Source organism: Massilia sp., from assembly GCF_031995545.1.
Classification (GTDB): domain Bacteria; phylum Pseudomonadota; class Gammaproteobacteria; order Burkholderiales; family Burkholderiaceae_D; genus Telluria.
The window spans coordinates 20,115-37,001 of record NZ_DAMAGA010000015.1 but is presented as its reverse complement, the minus strand read 5'-3'; the positions used below and the strand labels follow the sequence as shown (position 1 = coordinate 37,001).

Here is a 16,887-nt window from a genome sequence, read left to right as displayed (position 1 = left end):
AGGATAAGCTGGTGGCATTAAAACCCTGTGCTGAGTGCGGTGCGCGAATTAGCACCGAGGCAGAAGCATGCCCACATTGTGGCGCCAAGCCGCGCGCCACAATGGGGCCAATTCGACGGCTTATCTTAGGACTTATCGCCGTCAGTATCGCTGTCTCGGTCTTTTCTCCAAAAGGTAAAGACGAGCCTATTGAGAAACCTGGCCCAGCCGTTAAAACGGCGGAACAGATTGCTGAGGAAGCAGCCGCCAAAGCACGTTCGGAGCGCGCCATCTTCGTTGCAACTGCCCTCAAACACGGTTTGCGTGATCCGGACTCAGTGAAATGGGAGTCGGTTTACGTTAACGACGACGCAAGCGTGGTATGCGTTGAGTACAGGGCCAAAAACGGCTTCGGTGGCGTCAACTTCGAGCAGACCGTCTACGCAAAGGGCAAATTTAGCACTGCCGCTAAGCCTTGGAACTCTCACTGCGCAGGGAAGCGGTTGAATAACTTAAAACCAGTGGTTGAGCATGTCTTGAAACGATCTAGTTGACGCTGTCTAACAGCTCGCCCTACGCCAGCCCCGCCTTCGCGGGGTTTTTTTTCGACAAAAATATGGGAAAACCGGTTGACTGCCTTTACCGGAATCCCCATAATTGCCTCATCAACCTTGATGAGGCGCACATGAAAATCTACCGCGTAGTCGTCCGCACTGCCCACATCGACCACCCCATGGTCATCCCAGCGTTGTCCGCTGGCGAAGCTGCCGAGCGGGCTGCAACTGAGTTCGGCGACGTCCCTTGCGGCATTACCGTTAAAGGGGATCTCTGGGCATGACCACCGTCCCAACCGTATGGCCGAAGTCCGGCAACGACCTGGTCGATCGCCTCATGAAGAACGCGTTCGACCGCCCTCGCGATCCGCGAAGCTACCCCTACAAGCTCGGTGTATTCAGCCTGCTTGCTAGTCGCGCTACCAGCACCACACTTTCTCGCCCCTATGCGCCGGGCACGGTGGACTGCGACGCCTTCTACGCCGGCGTGGATGAAGGCAAGGTCATTTGGTCACAACACCAGGCAGAGGCCGCGCAATGATGGCCGCAGCCGCCTTCCGCGACGCGATCAAGCGCTGCGCCACCAATGCCACCAAGGACGCGCCGGCAGACGAAGAGCGCCGCCTGGCGAACTTCGTTGCGCGTCTCTCGGCTTCGATGGAATCCCTCGGCGACCACGAACTCGACGCGATGCTTTGGGGCCTGCTGGACTGCCCAGCGCCGTCCCGAATCGAGCCGGCATTCCCGCTGATGTCGATCCAGGCGGTGTGACATGAGCTTCCTCACCCTCTATCGCTACTACCGATTCATCGGCAAGCCGCGCCTCCAGGCGGTGCTTCTGGCACGGCATCACCGGATGCACCGGAGCTGACCATGCACCGCATCTCGCCAGACCGCGCCGCCCTCGAAGTCGCGCACCGCGCGCTCCGCACCGACGCCGGCCTGGACGAGATGCTCACCCACCCCGCCCTCAAGATCATCTTGGAGGCCGTCGCCCGCCGGCACATGCAGCGCCGAGCGCGGATCGATGTGAAGAAGCTGCAGGCCAACGACCACGATTGAAGGACCTATATGAGCTTTTCCTTGAACGCACCGCAGCTGCTCGCAGCTGGCGCCCTACTCACCCAGCAATGCCATGGTGCAGCCGTCGAGGGCGGCTGGTGGAACAACCCCAGCACCGGCGAACGGATCGTTCGCAACACAGGCGAGATGCTGATGCTGATCACCTCGGAAGTCGCTGAAGCCATGGAAGGTCACCGGAAGGACCTGATGGACGACAAGCTCCCTCATCGCAAGATGTTCGAAGTCGAGCTGGCAGACGCGGTGATCAGGATCTTCGATCTGGCTGGCAGCCAAGGCTTCGACCTGGGCGCGACGATTACCGAAAAAATCGCCTTCAACATGCAGCGCGCCGACCACAAGCCCGAGGCACGGCTGGCCGAAGGCGGCAAGAAGTACTGACTCCATCAATCACGGACAGGCGGCACAGCATGGCCGCCGATGACAACAAATGACCAAACCTGATTTCGTTTCCCTCAAGGTCGCCGCCGAGAAAAAGATTCACGGCGACGACGTGTCGAAGGTGACCTCGTTCGCCGTCGCCCCGCACCTCCTGGAGATCGAGGAAGGATTCAACGCCCGCCCCCTGAACCCGGACCATGTGGCCGAGATGTCGCTGGCGATGCGCAACGGCGCCACGTTCCCGCCGCTGGAGGTGCGCGTCGATGACGGTCACATCCTGATCGTTGACGGCCACCACCGTCACGCCGCTGCGCTCAAGGCGATCGCTGAAGGCTTCGAGATCAGAGCGCTGGACTGCCGCCACTTCCGTGGCAATGACGCCGATCGCGTGGCGCACATGCTCAATAGCGCGTCTGGCCTGGCGCTCACCCCGCTGCAGCTCGGCGTCCAGTACCGCAAGCTGATTGACTTCGGCTGGACCGAGCCGCAGATCGCGAACCGCCGTGGCAAGTCCGGCCAGCACGTTAAGGACATGATCCAGCTGGCCGAGGCAGACAGCGACGTACACCAGGCGGTCAACGCGGGCCTCATCTCCGGCACCGCAGCGCTCAAGATGGTCAAGCAGCACGGCAGCAAGGCCGGCGCGGTCATCCAGGAGGGCCTGGAGCAAGCGAAGGCCGAGGGCAAGGAAAAGGTCACGCCCAAGGCGCTGGCGCGCAGCAGCGGCCCGCGCAAGCCGGCGGACAAGTTCATCGTGGCCTGGCTCATTGCGAATGCGCAGCCGCAGGGATGGCCGTTTCCAGGCGAGACGCATCGCACCTACACGATGAAGTTCCAAGTACCAAACGAGGTCGCCCACAGCGACGACCTGCACACGCTGCTCGCGAACGCAGCTTCCTACACCACCACCTGAAAGGACCACCATGGATCGCAATCCAATTGGCCCCGGCTCGCCCGTCAAGTTCGACAGCGAAGCCGGCCCGCAGCACGGCACTGTCGCCGAAATCATGACCGACATCGGCAACGGCGCAAAAGTCGCCGTCGTGCGTGTCACGGGCACCCTGGACGGCGCGCCGTGGCGCGTCCCTGTCAACGAGCTGCAGCACGCGGAGGCAGCATGAGCGGCAAGGCATTCGCCGTCTTCCTGCAAGACCTGCGCGACGGCCGCGCGCACGCTGAGCTGTCGACCACGCTGGCCGAGCTGCTCGCCGCCGTGAAGGAAACCGGCAAGGCCGGCGAGATCACCCTGAAGCTGAAGGTGAAGCCCGCCAGCCGCGGCTCGGACGTCGACAAGGTGACGATCACCGACACCGTCGCGGTGAAGTTGCCGAAACCAGAGCGCGGCGAGGACTTCTACTGGCTCACCGACGACAACAACTTGTCGCGCAACCACCCGCGTCAGCACTCGCTCGAACTGCGCGAGGCCACCCCATCCCAACCACAGACCTTTAAGGAAGCCTGAACGTGAACGACGCCCCGAACAATACGACCGGCATCGCCGGCAACAGCATCGCGAGCACCATCGAGCAAACCCACTTCGACGCAAGCACGATCGAGAAGATCGGCGCTCTGTCGCTGGCCGCTAGCGCGATCCAGGAGATCAACGGCACCACGCACCTGGTGATTCCGGAAGGCTTCAAACACATCGATCTGTCGGCTTCGATGGAAAAGGCGGGCGAATACCCCAAGCGCAAGACCGGCACCGTGCAACTGGGCGACCTGTCGAGCTTCAACGTCTACGTGGCCGACCAGGGCGAGGCGTACGAAACCTACATCTACGCCGATCCAGACGCACGCACGCTGACGGCTGTCCTTAACGAGCACGACAAGGATGACGACCACGCCGGCTGGCGCGACTTCCGCGCCGTGTACAAGGCCGAGCTGAGCCGCGAGTTCACGAACTGGCTGCAGTTCAACAAGAAGCCGATGGAGCAGGAAGATTTCGCCATCTTCCTCGAAGACAACATCGCCGACGTAGTCGAACCTTCGGGCGAGACTCTGCTGCAGGTCGCCCTGACCCTCCAGGCCAAGACCGAAGTCAACTTCAGCAGCCACAAGCGCCTGGACAACGGCCAGGTCCAGTTCGCGTACAGCGAGACCGTCGACGCGCGCGCCGGCACCGGCATGATCGAGATCCCGCGCGAGTTCACCCTCGGCCTGCGCATCTTCAAGAATGGCGACGGCTACAAGGTCCGTGCGCGCCTCAAGTACCGCCTCGGTGGCGGCAAGCTCAAATTTTGGTACGAGCTCGATCGCGCCGACAACGCGATCGAGGACGCCTTCCAGGCATACGTCGACCAGGCTCGCGAGAACGGCTTCACCGTCCTCATCGGCAAGCCGTAAGCAGCGAGCCCGCCATGCCACGATTTCACCGCCGCCCCGAGTTTCAGGCCGGGGCCAACGTTCCAATGATGACGATGAGCCGTGATCGCCTCGCCTTGGAGATCCGCATGGCGGGAGAGTCGCTCGCCGCCCTACCAACTATCGACGCCTACAACACCCTGTCGAAGATGCTGGCTTCCCTCCCGCGCGCCGGCTTGCGCCCTGACCTTCTGGCGCCCGGCACGGTGTTGATGAACTCGATCTGCGATCGCTATGAGCAGTCGGGTGCGATCACCGTGGAGTGCGAGGAGGCCGCCGGCCTGCGCCAGGTCGTCGCGAACATCGACGCCGCGCTGCACCGCATCCCGCTGCAGCGCTTCAACCGCGCAGTGGCCGAGGTTGAAGCGTTCTTCGCCGTGGCCGATCCATCCACCAACCAATAATAGAACATGAAGCGTGACGCATTCACCCTGTCGATGGACTTCGGCCACGAGCGCATCGCCGACAATTTTGCCGGCGGCGGTGGCGCCAGCGAGGCAATCCGCCAGGCTTTCGGCCGCGATCCCGACATCGCCATCAACCACTGCGGCGAAGCCCTGTCCATGCATGCGGCGAACCATCCAACCTCGCGCCACATCCGCGAGGACGTCTTCCTGGTCGACCCGCTTCGCGAGATTGGCGACGGCCCGCTCGGCGCAGCCTGGTTCTCGCCGACTTGCACACACTTCTCCAGGGCGAAGGGCTTCAACATCCTCGACCAGACTACCCGAGGCCTTGCGTGGGTCGTCTTGAAGTGGGGCGTGCTGCTGGCACCTCGCTCCATTTACCTGGAAAACGTTGAAGAATTCTTGGGCTGGGGACCGCTGGACGAAAAGGGCCGGCCGATCAAGGAACACAAGGGCCGCACCTTCGCCGCGTTCGTGTTGGCGTTGACCACCGGGCTGCCGAAGGACCATCCCGACCTGGAAGAAATCCGGGCAACGCTGGGCGAGGACTTTCCGCTTGGCCGAATCTACCAGGGCCTGGGCTACAAGGTCGAGTGGCGCGTGCTGCGCGCCTGCGACTTCGGTGCCGGAACGATCCGCAAGCGTCTGTTCATGGTCATGCGCCGCGACGGCATCGCCATCAGCTGGCCAGAGCCGACGCACGGCGATCCAGGCTCGAAGGAGGTCAAGTCGGGCAAGCTGCTGCCGTTCGTGACGGCGGCCGACTGCATCGACTGGTCGATCCCGTGCCGCTCGATCTTCGGCCGCAAGAAGCCGCTGGCGGATGCCACGCTGCGGCGCGTTGGCCGCGGCTTTGAACGGTACGTCAAGGATGCGACACAGCCCTACATCGTGGGGTGCGGGGGAGCGGCATACGCCGGCAAGCCGGTCTCGACGAGCCAGCCGCTGGGCACGCTTACGACCGAGAACCATCGGGCGATCGTCGTGCCGTCGCTGGTCCAGTACTACAAGAGCGGCAGCCAGAACGTCGCAATCGACCGTCCAGCGCCGACCATTGTCACGAAGGACCGCGTGGGCGTCACCTGCGCGTACCTGGCGAAACACTACGGTGGCGTCGTGGGCGCGAGCGTCGAGCAGCCGGCACCGACTGTGACGACGACCGATCACACGTCGCTGGTCACGGCGCACCTGGTGGGCATCGACAACAAGAGCAATGGCGCCCGCGACGTATGGGACGTGACGCGCCCGCTTGGCACTATTGTGACCGAGAACCGCCACGCGGTCGTCACGAGCAACTTGGTCAAGTTGCGCGGCACCAGCACCGCAGCAGCGACCAACGAGCCACTGGCAACGGTCAGCGCGGGCGGAACGCATCATGCCGAGATGCGCACGACGCTGTCGCACCCCGGACAGGCGGACGACCGCCGCGAAATGATTCGCGCGTTCCTGCGTGAGTACTGCCCCAGCCTCAAGGACGCCACGCAGCCGGAACTGGTGACGATCAATGGCGAATTGATGGAGGTGGTCGACATCGGCCTGCGCATGCTCGTGCCACGCGAGCTCGCGAACGCCCAAGGCTTCCCGCCAGAATACAAGCTGGATCCGCTACATACCAAGGTCAACAAGCGCGGCCGCGTGGTAACGAAGCCGCTATCGACCTCGGCCCAGGTGCGGATGATCGGAAACAGCGTGTCGCCGCCGCCGGCGGTGGCCGTGCTGCGCGCCAACAACGCCCATGAGCAGTTGATGGCGAGGGCGGCATGAGCAGCTTCGGATCCACAAGCCGGCTCAGTTCGGACCTGTACCGCCAGCAGACCGCGGCCGAGCGCCCTATCACCCTGCGCCGCCGTCGCTGCGCATGCGGGAAGGTCGTCACGGCCAAGCAGCTCGTCCAGTACGGCGCGTGCGCGTCATGCATGCGAGACGCAGCCAACCAGGTCAAGGAGGCCGCGTGACCGGACCAGTAGCGACCAACCAGGACGAGCCGAACGACCCGGCCGCCTACCGCGCGCATCTGCTGCTGCTCAAGTCGATGCACTGCGCACGGCCGGTGGTCTACCGCGAGAAGAACCACTTCATCACTTGCCTGACCGCCAACCGCGACGGCGGGCACATCTCGATGACCGTGTACTTGGCCGGCATGGCGGGCGGCATCGACAGCAGCGAAATCGAAATACGACCAACGAATATGGAAGGAATCCCAGCATGACGAACTTGACCCTGCAGGCAGTGCGCCAGCTCATCGCCAACGACTCATATGCGGTCACGTTTCAATCAATCGAACAGTATCGCGCCACGCTGCTGCGCCACTTCGACAGCTTAGTCGACGGCGCCCCGCCCTTCGCTACCGGTGGTGTCGTGCCTGGCGCGCTTTACCTCGCCGGCGAAAGCTTGCAGCCACTACCCGCCCATGCGGAGACCGGGCCTCGGGGAGCAGCTGTAACATTGGACGAAGCGGTGTATGCATTGGACCTGGTGGTGAACAAAATGCATGTGCCCGGACTGTCCGGTCAGCGCGCATTCGCACTCGATGTCCTGAAACGGGCCGAAGCGCCGGCCGGCGTGCTGGCCAACGCTGCATGGGTGCACATGAGCGACCAGAGGGACTACAAGCTGGCCGAACTCCTGGCTACCGCCCCTAGCGCCCCCGGCACACCGGAAGCGCCGATACTGCCGCAGCAATCCGACATGGATGCCTACGCAAATTCTGGCTACCACCGCTTCATGACGTTCGATGCCTTCAAGGCGTTCCGCGCCGATTGCGCAGCGCGCGCCGCCCAGCTCGACGGCGGCCAGGGAGAGGGGAAGAAGTCGTGAAGCCGATTTATTTGGAACTGGACGCGGTCGCCAGAGCGGTCGCGCTGGCCGCGTCGACCGTGCAGCGGCTTGTGAGGGAGGGTGCATTTCCGAAACCTCGACAGCTATCCGGTCGGCGAGTGGCATGGCTTGTGCGCGAGATCGAAGAATGGGCGGAAGCAAGACCTATCTCTGATCTAGCCCCGCCACCAAATACCTCTCGCAGGATTGCGAACTAAACCGGCAATCAATTACGGTTCGACTTCGTCACTTTCGATTTCGCTGGAGATATAGCGATCCGACAAGCGCGTGAGCTTTCGATTCTTTCTAACCAAATACAGTCTTTGATCATTTGCATAGGTGGCTACGCTAACTCGTCGGCCATCGGGCGCGAACGCTACAAGTCCCAAATGGCTTTCATATGCAGAAACACTCAGGAAGCTATCAATGGCACTTTGAACATACTCCAGCGCCCACTCTAATCGGCCATTAACAAGCTCGCGATTTTTGTGATGCGCAGTGGAAAATCCTTCCATGAAATCTCGAATCAGAAACTTCAAATCAAGTTTTGGAATCATCTTGGCCAGGCGATCGCGTATGTCCAAGTTGAACTTCCCCTCGCTCAGTTCAATGGGGTCGATGTGCAGATCAACTGTGTATCGATTTCGATCCTTCCCTTCGAAATTCTTGCACCACCGGGAGCCGTAAGCAGATCCGTGCATTGGAAAACCCTGATGCTGCACGAAGTTACGAATCTTCGGAACCATCCAGTAACCTACCCGGCTATCGTACTCTTCCGAAAATGGTTTTTTCGCTGCCCGTAGTACGTCACGATCACGGTTGAACATTCGATTGATGTGCTGGCGGTAGGTATCATCGTAGGTCTTATACGCTGTCAGAAAATTCATAATCCGGCGATTGAAAAGCGCAGTTTCGACATTAATCGAAAGCCGATCTTGGTTATCGAGAATCATATACTTCAATCCACACTGAAGAATAGTCTCCTCGAATTCGAGATAGTTCTCGACAACAAAGTCATATTTCTGTTCTATATATAGCGCTTCGAGCTGCAACTGAACCGCACAGTTAAGCTCCTCAAACTGTTCCGGCGTTATCGTCAGCTTGAATGGCCAAGACAGCGCACTACGCTTTAGAAAATACTCGCTCATAGCTGACCTTTTTCGATTGTTGCCAATGATTCGTAATGCTCGCTCAACTTCGTTAGCCAGTGTCGACGCTCCCTATCATACCGATGGAGGTTGTAGACCCCTTCGATCCCTCGCGGCATGTGGCCGACAACCGCTTCAGCGATATCGGCATCGCAACCAATTGCGGCAAGCTGTGTGCGCCCTGTCCTTCTAAGATCGTGCACTGACCAGTGCGAAACTGGGAGCCGGGAACGCTGGTAGCCAGGTCTAGTCGTTGCATATGGCTGGCGCATCCATACCATAGCGCTAACTGTCTTTTGTTCCACGTGCCCGCTGCTTCCAGCCGAAGGGAAAAGGTATCCGTTCTCGGCTGTCTGTACCCTCCGCTGTACGATAGCAGCAGCGCGACCCACTAGCGGGACCCTCAAGTCAGTTGCGCCATCGCGCCAGGAGTTCTTAGTCTTAGCCTTGGGAATTGTCCACCAAAGCCCGTCCTTCTCCCGGGTAATCTCGCTCGCTTCCATTTCAAGAATTTCGCTTCCTCGAGTGCAGGTCCACATATACAGCGTGACCACATCTTCGACCAGCCGCGAGAAGTTCGGGAGCCATGGTATCAGCAGACCAATTTCCGCTGGACTCAGAACGCGTTTCCCGGTTCCGATTCGCTCTCCCTCGCGAACACGCCCTTTGCTCCTTAACTTACCCTTCATGATCTGACGCCACCAGTTGGGGACTTCGGAATCGAGCCGTCCCGCATCGTGTCCATACTCCCATGCCGCCCCAAGCTCCATCCGGATTCGCGCTGCCTGCACTGGCGTCGCGGTGTATGCCTGGAGGAGGTCAAATGCTATCGCGCGAGATACCTTCGCGGGGTCGAGGTCTGCGAAGTCCGGGTGCTCATTAAGCACCTTCTCTATGGTCCGTCGGGTCTCGTCAATGCCCTTCGGCTTCCTGTTCTTCTCGATGTGGCCTTCGAAGTAGATCTGCCATAGCTTTCGCACAGTGAACCTTTTTGCCGCTGCAGTCCGCGCCAACACAGTTGCCGCCTTCTCTTCTAAGCGGGAAGCCCTCCTTTCGACGGCAGGGTCCCGGCCTGCTGAGCGAGCGTCACGTAGCGACTCCCACTCAACCTCCGCGCGCGCTGGCGACATCTCTGGCCAACTCCCAATCTTCACCTGACGCATGCGCTGGTCTACCGGGCTTTTGTATCGATAAGTCCATGTCCGCCCCTTCGTTGACACCTCAAGGCGAAGTCCCTGGCAGTCGGAAATGGTAAAGTGTTGACCTGGCTGTAGCAGCTTGGCAGCGCGCGCATCGAATTGCATTTGTAGTCTCTGGCGTAGGGTTGGCGTAACTTTCGCCATCGTCGATGGCACAGGTAGAAATTGTAGCGTAGCTTGTCAGAAGTAATCAGTAAAAGTTACGCTAAACCGAAGAGTGTAGAGACTCGTTATGATGTGTAGTGACCACTCCCAGATTTTGACGCGCCACCTATAAGCCCAAACGAATCATGCACTTAGATATAAAAATGCCGCTGGATCAACGAGTTACAAAAGCCGCAAAGAGCGAACACACCCCCATGATGCAGCAGTACCTGAGCATCAAGGCCGACTACCCCACCATGCTGGTGTTCTACCGCATGGGCGACTTCTATGAGCTGTTCTTCGAGGACGCCGAAAAGGCGGCCCGCGTGCTCGGCATCACCCTGACCGCGCGCGGCAAGTCGGGCGACCAGCCGATCAAGATGGCCGGCGTGCCGTTCCACTCGCTGGACGGCTACCTGGCCAAGCTGGTCAAGCTGGGCGAGTCGTGCGCGATCTGCGAACAGATCGGCGACCCGGCCCTGTCCAAGGGCCCGGTCGAGCGCAAGGTGGTGCGCGTGGTCACGCCCGGCACCCTGACCGATTCCGACCTGCTGCCCGAAAAAGCCGAGCGCCCGCTGCTGGCACTGTGCCTGCTCAACCAGCGCAAGACCGTCACCGCCGGCCTGGCCTGGCTGTCGCTCGCCAGCGGCAACCTGCGCCTGATGGAATTCTCGGGCGAGGCGCGCGCGGTCGAGGCGCGATTGAACCATGAACTGGAACGCATCGCGCCGGCCGAGATCCTGCGCGCCGACTGCGCCGACATGTTCGAGAACGAGTCGCCGCACGCGCACACCCAGCGCGTGCCCGAATGGCACTTCGACGTGGTCAAGGGCCACGGCGCCCTGCTTGAGCAGCTGGGCGTGGCCACCCTCACCGGCTTCGGTGCCGATGGCATGGGCGCCGCGTTCGGCGCCGCCGGCGCGCTGCTCAAGTACGCGCAGTCGACCCAGGGCCGCGGCCTGCAGCACGTGCGCGGTTTGGCCTGCGAATCCGAAAGCGAATACATCGGCCTCGACGCCGCCACCCGCCGCAACCTGGAACTGACCGAGACCATCCGCGGCCAGGAATCGCCGACCCTGTTCTCGCTGCTGGACGGCTGCCGCACCGCGATGGGCTCGCGCCTGCTGCGTCACTGGCTGCACCACCCGCGCCGCGACCAGAACGTGGCGCGCAGCCGCCACCAGTCGATCGAGGCATTGCTGCAGGCCGATGCCAGCGCGACCCTGTCGTCGGCACTGGCCCAGGTGCCCGACATCGAACGCATCACCACGCGCGTGGCGCTCTTGACGGCGCGTCCGCGCGACCTGGCCGCCCTGCGCGACGGCATCAAGGTGCTGCCGACGGTGCGCGAGCAGGTGGCGCGCTGCTTCATCCCGGGCGACACCTCGCTGCTGCGCGAGATCCACGAAGATTTGACGACGCCGGGCGAATGCCTGGACCTGCTGGTGCGCGCCGTGGCCGAGGAACCGGCCACCATGGTGCGCGACGGCGGCGTGTTCGCGCGCGGCTTCGACGCCGAGCTGGATGAACTGCGCGCGCTGTCCGAGAACGCCGGCCAGTTCCTGGTCGACCTGGAAACGCGCGAGCGCGCCCGTACCGGCATCGCCAACCTGCGCGTCGAGTACAACAAGGTGCACGGCTTCTACATCGAAGTCACCAACGGCCAGGCCGACAAGGTGCCGGACGACTACCGCCGCCGCCAGACGCTGAAGAACTGCGAACGCTACATCACGCCTGAACTGAAAGCCTTCGAAGACAAGGCGCTATCGGCGCAGGACCGCGCGCTGGCGCGCGAGAAGATGCTGTACGACCAGCTGCTTGGCGACCTGGCGCCGCACATCGGCTGCCTGCAGACCATCGCGCGCGCCCTGTCCCAGATCGACACCCTGGTTGCACTGGCCAGCCACGCGCTGCGCCATAACTGGTGCGCGCCACAGCTGACCGATGCGCCATGCCTGACCATTGTTGAAGGCCGCCATCCGGTGGTCGAAAACCAGATCGAGCGCTTCATCGCCAACGATTGCCGCCTGTCGAACGACCGCCGCCTGCTGTTGATCACCGGCCCCAACATGGGCGGTAAGTCGACCTTCATGCGCCAGGTGGCGCTGATCACGCTCTTGGCCTACGTCGGCAGCTACGTGCCGGCGCAGAGCGCGAACATCGGCCCGATCGACCGCATCTTCACCCGCATCGGCGCCAGCGACGACCTGGCCAATGGCCGCTCGACCTTCATGGTCGAGATGACCGAATCGGCCGCGATCCTGAACGGCGCCACCGAGCATTCGCTGGTGCTGATGGACGAAGTGGGCCGCGGCACTTCCACCTTCGACGGCCTGGCGCTGGCATGGGCGATCGCGCGCCACCTGATCGAATCGAGCCGCAGCTTCACGCTGTTCGCGACCCACTACTTCGAGCTGACCCAGTTGCCGGAGTCGTATCCGAGCGCGGTCAATGTGCACCTGTCGGCGGTCGAGCACAAGGACAGCATCGTGTTCCTGCACGCGGTGCAGGACGGTCCGGCGTCGCAGAGCTACGGTCTGCAGGTGGCGCAGCTGGCCGGGGTACCGCCGGCGGTGATCAAGGCCGCGCGCAAGCACCTGGCGCGACTCGAAGCGCAGGCGCTGGATGCGACGCCGCAGCTGGACCTGTTCGCGGCGCCGTCGACCGACGTGGAAACCGAGGCCGAGGAAGCTGCGCCTTCGTTCGCCGCACCCCAGGACGACGGCCTGCGCGATGCGCTCGACGCCATCGACCCGGATGCGCTCACGCCACGTGAAGCGCTCGAGCGCCTTTACGAACTGAAGCGCCTGGCCTCCTGATGCCGCCAAGACGCCTGCCCTTCCTCGCTGCCGGCGCGCTCGCCGTCCTGCTTTCCCTGTCGCCGCTTGCCGGCGCCAGGGACAAGAAGGACGCAAAGGTCGAGAACGCGCACCGGTTCGCGGTGATCGGGCATGGCGTCACCGAAGATGGCGACGCGCGCCTGAAGGAGGCGCTGGCCGATTCGTCCGAGAAGTCGCTCGCCTTCGTGGTCCTGAACGGGATCAAGGGCGAAAAAGAGAGCTGCGGCGACCGGCTGTACCAGAAGCGGCGCGACATGATCGAGAAGGCCAAGCGGCCGGTGATCGTGTCGCTGGCCGGCAGCGACTGGACCGGCTGCCGCAATTCGCTCAATCGCACCAATGCCATCGAACGCCTGAACCGGCTGCGTGAGCTGCTGTACGGCGAGCCGGAGTCGCTCGGCCTCGAGAAGATCGGGGTGACGCGCCTGTCGGCCAGCCCGCGTTTTCGCAGCTATGCCGAGAATGCGCACTGGAAGATCGGCAAGGTGCTGTACGCCACCATCAACCTCCCGGCCGGGAACAACCATTACCTGCCGGCGGCAGGCCGCAACAGCGAATACGAAGACCGCACGGTGGCCAACCGCTTCTGGCTCAATCGCCTGTTCGCGATCGCGCGCAGCGACAAGGCGGAAGCGGTGGTGCTGTTTTCGGAAGGCGCGGTGCGGCCGCTGTACCTCGGCAATCCGGAAGGCTTGCGCGGCTTGCTGCGGCGTGCGCCGGAGGTGAAGGACGGGTTCGAGGCGACGCGCCAGCAAATCCAGGCGCGCGCCGTCAAATTCGACGGCAAGGTGCTGCTGATCGATAGCGGTGACGTGCCGGGCAAGAAGCCGCAGATCGAATGGAAAGGCAATATCGGGCAGCTCTCGGTGGGCGCGAAAGCGGTCGAGGTGGACGTGACGGTGGGGAAAAAAGCGGAGTTCGCGGTGGGAGACGCGAAGCAGTAAGCGGCGGTTGCGCTTACTGCCTGAATGGCCGGCCGGATTCACTCGCGCCATGCTCGACGCGAGTGAATCCGGTCCGATCCTCGATTACTGCAGCGGCTGGCTACGGAAGTGGTCGCCCTCTTCGCTGTCTTCCATCTCGTGATGGTGGCCGCCGGCTCCGTGCACGTGGCCGTGCTGGATTTCTTCGGCGGTTGCCGCGCGCACGTCGAGCACCGACAGTTCGAAGCGCAGTGCCATGCCGGCCAGCGGGTGGTTACCGTCCAGGACCACCTTGTCTTCGGCGATTTCGGTGACGGTGAAGATCACCGGCTCGTCGTCGCCGCCGTCGGCCACGCCTTCGAACTGCATGCCGACTTCGATCGGCTCTGGCAGGCGCGAACGGTCTTCGACTTTGACCAGTTCTGGCTCGTAGTCGCCGAAACCGTCTTCCGGTTCGATCTGGATCGTCGACGCATAGCCAGCTTCCTTGCCGTCGAGCTCTTCTTCGATCTTCGGCAGGGTGTTTTCGTAGCCGCCGTGCAGGTACACCATCGGTTGCGAACCTTCCTCGATGAGGTTGTTCTGCGCGTCCGACAGTTTGTAGTTGACCGTTACGACCGTATCTTTGGCAATCTTCATCGCACATCCTTTCGTTGTAAGGTCGGGATTATAACCTCGTTGGCGACCTGTCCTGATTCGCGCCCGCTATAATGTCGCATGAAAAAATTACAGCTTCTTGGTGATATTACTCCTGCTCAGTTTCTTCGCGATTACTGGCATAAGAAACCTTTATTGATCCGTGGCGCCATTCCCGGATTCAAGCCGCTGCTCGCATTCGAGAAGCTGGCCGAACTGGCGCGCCTGAACCATGTCGAATCGCGCCTCGTCACCCAGCGCGATGGCCAGTGGAATATGGATCACGGCCCGCTGACCGAACTGCCGCCGCGCACCGAACCGAACTGGACGATGCTGGTCCAGGGCGTCAACCTGCACGACGAGCGCGCCGACGCGCTGCTGCGCGAGTTCCGCTTCGTGCCGGACGCGCGCCTGGACGACCTGATGGTCAGCTTCGCCACCGACGGTGCCGGCGTCGGCCCCCACTACGATTCCTACGACGTGTTCCTGCTGCAGGCGCACGGCAAGCGACGCTGGAAGATCGGTTCGCAGCAAGACCTCACCCTGGTCGATGGCCTGCCGCTGAAGATCCTGGCCAACTTCGAGCCGGAAGAAGAATTCGTGCTGGAACCGGGCGACATGCTGTACCTGCCGCCGCACTACGCCCATGACGGCATCGCCGAAGGCGAATGCATGACCTATTCGATCGGCTTCCGTTCGCCGTCGTTCCAGGAACTGGGCGAATCGTTCCTGCAGTTCATGGCCGACTCGATCGACCTGCCGGGCCGCTATGCCGATCCGGAACTGACCCTGTCCAAGAACCCGGCCGAGATTCCGAAGGACATGCTGTCCACCGTCATCGAAGAGCTGAACAAGGTGCGCTGGGACGAGGAAGACGTCACCGTGTTCTTGGGCGAGCACCTGTCCGAGCCGAAGCACAACGTGTTCTTCACCCCGGTGGAAAATCCGCTGACCATGGGCCGCTTCATGGAAAAGGCCGCTCGCAAAGGGCTGAAGCTGTCGAGCAAGACCTTGATGCTGTACCGCGGCAAGCACGTGTTCATCAATGGCGAATCGTTTGCCGTCGGCCGCGCCGACAAGGCGGTACTGGATGTGCTGGCCAACGAACGCCGCCTGGATGGCGCCCTGCTCGACAAGGCCACAGACGACGTGCTGGAAGCCTTGTTCACCTGGTACCAGGACGGCTGGCTCGAACTGGGCTGAGCCGGAGGGACGCTTTCATGGCCGAGCCGCGCGTAGTGAAGTTCGATACCCGGCGCGAACTGGAAGTCCAGTTTCGCGCCTGCCTTGAGGCGGTGCGGCTCAAGCTCGACCTGTTCGATCCCGATTTCTCGGTCTATCCGCTCGGCACGCTTGAAGCCAATACCCTGCTGCGCGCCTTCTTGGCGCGCGGCGGACGCCTGCGCCTGGCGCTGCACGACCCGGCGCACATCGCGCGCCATGCTCCCCGCTTTTTACGCCTGCTGCGCGGCTACAGCCACCTGTGCGAATGCCGCCAGACGCCGCGCGGCTTGCGCCAGCTCACCGATTCGTTCTGTATTGCGGATGAGCGCGATATCGTGCGGCGCTTTCACAGCGACCATCTGCGTGGCGAAGCGTCGTTCGGCGATGCGACCGTGATCGAGCTGTCGCGCCATCGGTTCGAGGCGATCTGGGCCGAGTCGCGGATTGTGTTGCAACCCACTGTCGCCGGCTTATAAAAACTAGCAAATAATTGAAAATCGCGTCAACCGAGTTGATCGCAAGACCGTTTACTGCTCAGTTGCACCTTGTAACAATATAAAGCTTATTTAGTCGCAAAAATATTTCGCTACGGCATGTGCGCGCTATTGCGATTTAGTAAAATTGACTATAATATCAGCCCAGGAAGGTTCCGTTGCCTCCATGGCATTTATGCTATATAGGCAAGCACGAGAATTCCACTGAGAAATAATTACCGGTAATTATTATTCGCAACAAGTCTCACGATTTGTAAATATAAAGGAAAAATCATGAAAAAATCCCTGCTGATCGCTGGCCTGATGGCTCTGACCCTGGCTGCTTGCGCCAAGAAAGAAGAAACCACCGTTGCTCCAGCAACCACCGAGACCCCAGCTGCTGTCACCACCACCGACACCACCGTGGCTCCTGCTGCTGACGCAACCGCTCCAGCCGCTGCTGATGCTGCTGCTGCTGACGCTGCTGCTGCTGCCAACACCGCAACCGACGCAGCTGCTGCTGCTTCGGCTGCCGCTTCGGAAGCTGCTTCGGCCGCTGCTGAAACCAAGTAATCAGATTCTTCTGATTCAGAAAGACCGGCCTGCGGGCCGGTTTTTTTTCGTCTGTACGTTTGGTGCGTGGACCGATCGGGCTGCGTTGGTGACTACGATACGAACCTGGGTTCTCACAAGCACATAAAAAAACCGGCCACGAGGGCCG

At 61.8% G+C, this 16,887-nt stretch carries 24 protein-coding genes; 21 read left to right on the top strand and 3 right to left on the bottom strand.

Annotated features, from left to right (window positions below):
* The first annotated feature begins 11 nt into the window (after positions 1 to 11).
* From RTQ83_RS12855 to RTQ83_RS12780, 16 genes are all read left to right on the top strand, one after another.
* Entirely contained in the window at positions 12 to 533 is a 522-nt protein-coding gene (locus tag RTQ83_RS12855) for a hypothetical protein (protein WP_312514990.1), read from the top strand.
* A complete protein-coding gene (locus RTQ83_RS12850) occupies positions 530 to 817 on the top strand; it encodes a hypothetical protein (RefSeq protein WP_312514988.1) in 288 nt (95 codons plus the stop codon). Before RTQ83_RS12855 ends, RTQ83_RS12850 begins: the two co-directional genes overlap by 4 nt.
* Positions 814 to 1,074, top strand: a complete 261-nt coding sequence (locus RTQ83_RS12845; RefSeq protein ID WP_312514986.1) for a hypothetical protein — start codon at positions 814 to 816, stop codon at positions 1,072 to 1,074. Before RTQ83_RS12850 ends, RTQ83_RS12845 begins: the two co-directional genes overlap by 4 nt.
* A complete protein-coding gene (locus RTQ83_RS12840) occupies positions 1,071 to 1,304 on the top strand; it encodes a hypothetical protein (protein WP_312514985.1) in 234 nt (77 codons plus the stop codon). Before RTQ83_RS12845 ends, RTQ83_RS12840 begins: the two co-directional genes overlap by 4 nt.
* A 102-nt stretch (positions 1,305 to 1,406) precedes the next feature.
* Complete coding sequence (locus tag RTQ83_RS12835) at positions 1,407 to 1,595, top strand: hypothetical protein (RefSeq protein ID WP_312514983.1); 189 nt, start codon at positions 1,407 to 1,409, stop codon at positions 1,593 to 1,595.
* 9 nt (positions 1,596 to 1,604) lie between these two features.
* Positions 1,605 to 1,994: a hypothetical protein gene (locus tag RTQ83_RS12830; RefSeq protein WP_312514981.1), complete on the top strand. Its 390-nt coding sequence runs from the start codon at positions 1,605 to 1,607 to the stop codon at positions 1,992 to 1,994.
* Positions 1,995 to 2,043: 49 nt separating this feature from the next.
* Positions 2,044 to 2,907, top strand: a complete 864-nt coding sequence (locus RTQ83_RS12825; protein WP_312514979.1) for a ParB/RepB/Spo0J family partition protein — start codon at positions 2,044 to 2,046, stop codon at positions 2,905 to 2,907.
* A gap of 10 nt (positions 2,908 to 2,917) precedes the next feature.
* Positions 2,918 to 3,115 carry a hypothetical protein gene (locus RTQ83_RS12820; RefSeq protein WP_312514977.1) on the top strand — a complete coding sequence of 66 codons (198 nt, stop codon included), beginning with the start codon at positions 2,918 to 2,920 and terminating at the stop codon, positions 3,113 to 3,115.
* The gene (locus tag RTQ83_RS12815; RefSeq protein WP_312514975.1) at positions 3,112 to 3,456 is read left to right on the top strand and encodes a hypothetical protein; all 345 of its coding nucleotides are present in this window, start codon (positions 3,112 to 3,114) and stop codon (positions 3,454 to 3,456) included. The genes RTQ83_RS12820 and RTQ83_RS12815 overlap by 4 nt, the downstream gene beginning before the upstream one ends.
* Positions 3,457 to 3,458: 2 nt before the next feature.
* Positions 3,459 to 4,337, top strand: a complete 879-nt coding sequence (locus RTQ83_RS12810) for a DUF2303 family protein (RefSeq protein ID WP_312514973.1) — start codon at positions 3,459 to 3,461, stop codon at positions 4,335 to 4,337.
* A gap of 14 nt (positions 4,338 to 4,351) precedes the next feature.
* Positions 4,352 to 4,759 (top strand): hypothetical protein, encoded by a 408-nt coding sequence (locus tag RTQ83_RS12805; RefSeq protein ID WP_312514971.1) that lies wholly within the window; start codon positions 4,352 to 4,354, stop codon positions 4,757 to 4,759.
* Positions 4,760 to 4,765: 6 nt separating this feature from the next.
* Positions 4,766 to 6,526, top strand: coding sequence for a DNA cytosine methyltransferase (locus RTQ83_RS12800; protein WP_312514969.1), 1,761 nt, complete (start codon positions 4,766 to 4,768; stop codon positions 6,524 to 6,526).
* Positions 6,523 to 6,717, top strand: coding sequence for a hypothetical protein (locus RTQ83_RS12795; protein ID WP_312514967.1), 195 nt, complete (start codon positions 6,523 to 6,525; stop codon positions 6,715 to 6,717). Before RTQ83_RS12800 ends, RTQ83_RS12795 begins: the two co-directional genes overlap by 4 nt.
* Complete coding sequence (locus RTQ83_RS12790; RefSeq protein WP_312514965.1) at positions 6,714 to 6,971, top strand: hypothetical protein; 258 nt, start codon at positions 6,714 to 6,716, stop codon at positions 6,969 to 6,971. Before RTQ83_RS12795 ends, RTQ83_RS12790 begins: the two co-directional genes overlap by 4 nt.
* Entirely contained in the window at positions 6,968 to 7,579 is a 612-nt protein-coding gene (locus RTQ83_RS12785; RefSeq protein ID WP_312514964.1) for a hypothetical protein, read from the top strand. The genes RTQ83_RS12790 and RTQ83_RS12785 overlap by 4 nt, the downstream gene beginning before the upstream one ends.
* Entirely contained in the window at positions 7,576 to 7,797 is a 222-nt protein-coding gene (locus tag RTQ83_RS12780) for an AlpA family phage regulatory protein (RefSeq protein ID WP_312514962.1), read from the top strand. Before RTQ83_RS12785 ends, RTQ83_RS12780 begins: the two co-directional genes overlap by 4 nt.
* Positions 7,798 to 7,809: 12 nt before the next feature.
* Here RTQ83_RS12780 and RTQ83_RS12775 read toward each other — a convergent pair whose 3' ends face one another.
* Positions 7,810 to 8,727 carry a hypothetical protein gene (locus RTQ83_RS12775; protein ID WP_312514960.1) on the bottom strand — a complete coding sequence of 306 codons (918 nt, stop codon included), beginning with the start codon at positions 8,725 to 8,727 and terminating at the stop codon, positions 7,810 to 7,812.
* Positions 8,724 to 10,031 (bottom strand): integrase family protein, encoded by a 1,308-nt coding sequence (locus RTQ83_RS12770; protein ID WP_312514958.1) that lies wholly within the window; start codon positions 10,029 to 10,031, stop codon positions 8,724 to 8,726. The genes RTQ83_RS12775 and RTQ83_RS12770 overlap by 4 nt, the downstream gene beginning before the upstream one ends.
* A 203-nt stretch (positions 10,032 to 10,234) precedes the next feature.
* Here RTQ83_RS12770 and mutS point away from each other — a divergent pair, with 203 nt between their 5' ends.
* Both mutS and RTQ83_RS12760 read left to right on the top strand, forming a co-directional pair.
* The gene (gene mutS / locus RTQ83_RS12765) at positions 10,235 to 12,889 is read left to right on the top strand and encodes a DNA mismatch repair protein MutS (RefSeq protein WP_409456108.1); all 2,655 of its coding nucleotides are present in this window, start codon (positions 10,235 to 10,237) and stop codon (positions 12,887 to 12,889) included.
* Positions 12,889 to 13,854 (top strand): hypothetical protein, encoded by a 966-nt coding sequence (locus tag RTQ83_RS12760; RefSeq protein ID WP_312514953.1) that lies wholly within the window; start codon positions 12,889 to 12,891, stop codon positions 13,852 to 13,854. The genes mutS and RTQ83_RS12760 overlap by 1 nt, the downstream gene beginning before the upstream one ends.
* A gap of 84 nt (positions 13,855 to 13,938) precedes the next feature.
* On the opposite strand, the gene RTQ83_RS12755 is transcribed toward RTQ83_RS12760, so the two are convergent.
* Entirely contained in the window at positions 13,939 to 14,472 is a 534-nt protein-coding gene (locus RTQ83_RS12755) for a peptidylprolyl isomerase (protein ID WP_312514951.1), read from the bottom strand.
* 78 nt (positions 14,473 to 14,550) lie between these two features.
* On the opposite strand from RTQ83_RS12755, the gene RTQ83_RS12750 reads away from it, so the two are divergent.
* The 3 genes from RTQ83_RS12750 (at position 14,551) to RTQ83_RS12740 (ending at position 16,739) form a co-directional block, all read left to right on the top strand.
* A complete protein-coding gene (locus tag RTQ83_RS12750) occupies positions 14,551 to 15,672 on the top strand; it encodes a cupin domain-containing protein (RefSeq protein ID WP_312514949.1) in 1,122 nt (373 codons plus the stop codon).
* 17 nt (positions 15,673 to 15,689) lie between these two features.
* Positions 15,690 to 16,169 (top strand): hypothetical protein, encoded by a 480-nt coding sequence (locus tag RTQ83_RS12745; RefSeq protein ID WP_312514946.1) that lies wholly within the window; start codon positions 15,690 to 15,692, stop codon positions 16,167 to 16,169.
* A gap of 291 nt (positions 16,170 to 16,460) precedes the next feature.
* Positions 16,461 to 16,739 carry a hypothetical protein gene (locus RTQ83_RS12740; RefSeq protein WP_290420729.1) on the top strand — a complete coding sequence of 93 codons (279 nt, stop codon included), beginning with the start codon at positions 16,461 to 16,463 and terminating at the stop codon, positions 16,737 to 16,739.
* Positions 16,740 to 16,887 lie beyond the last annotated feature (148 nt).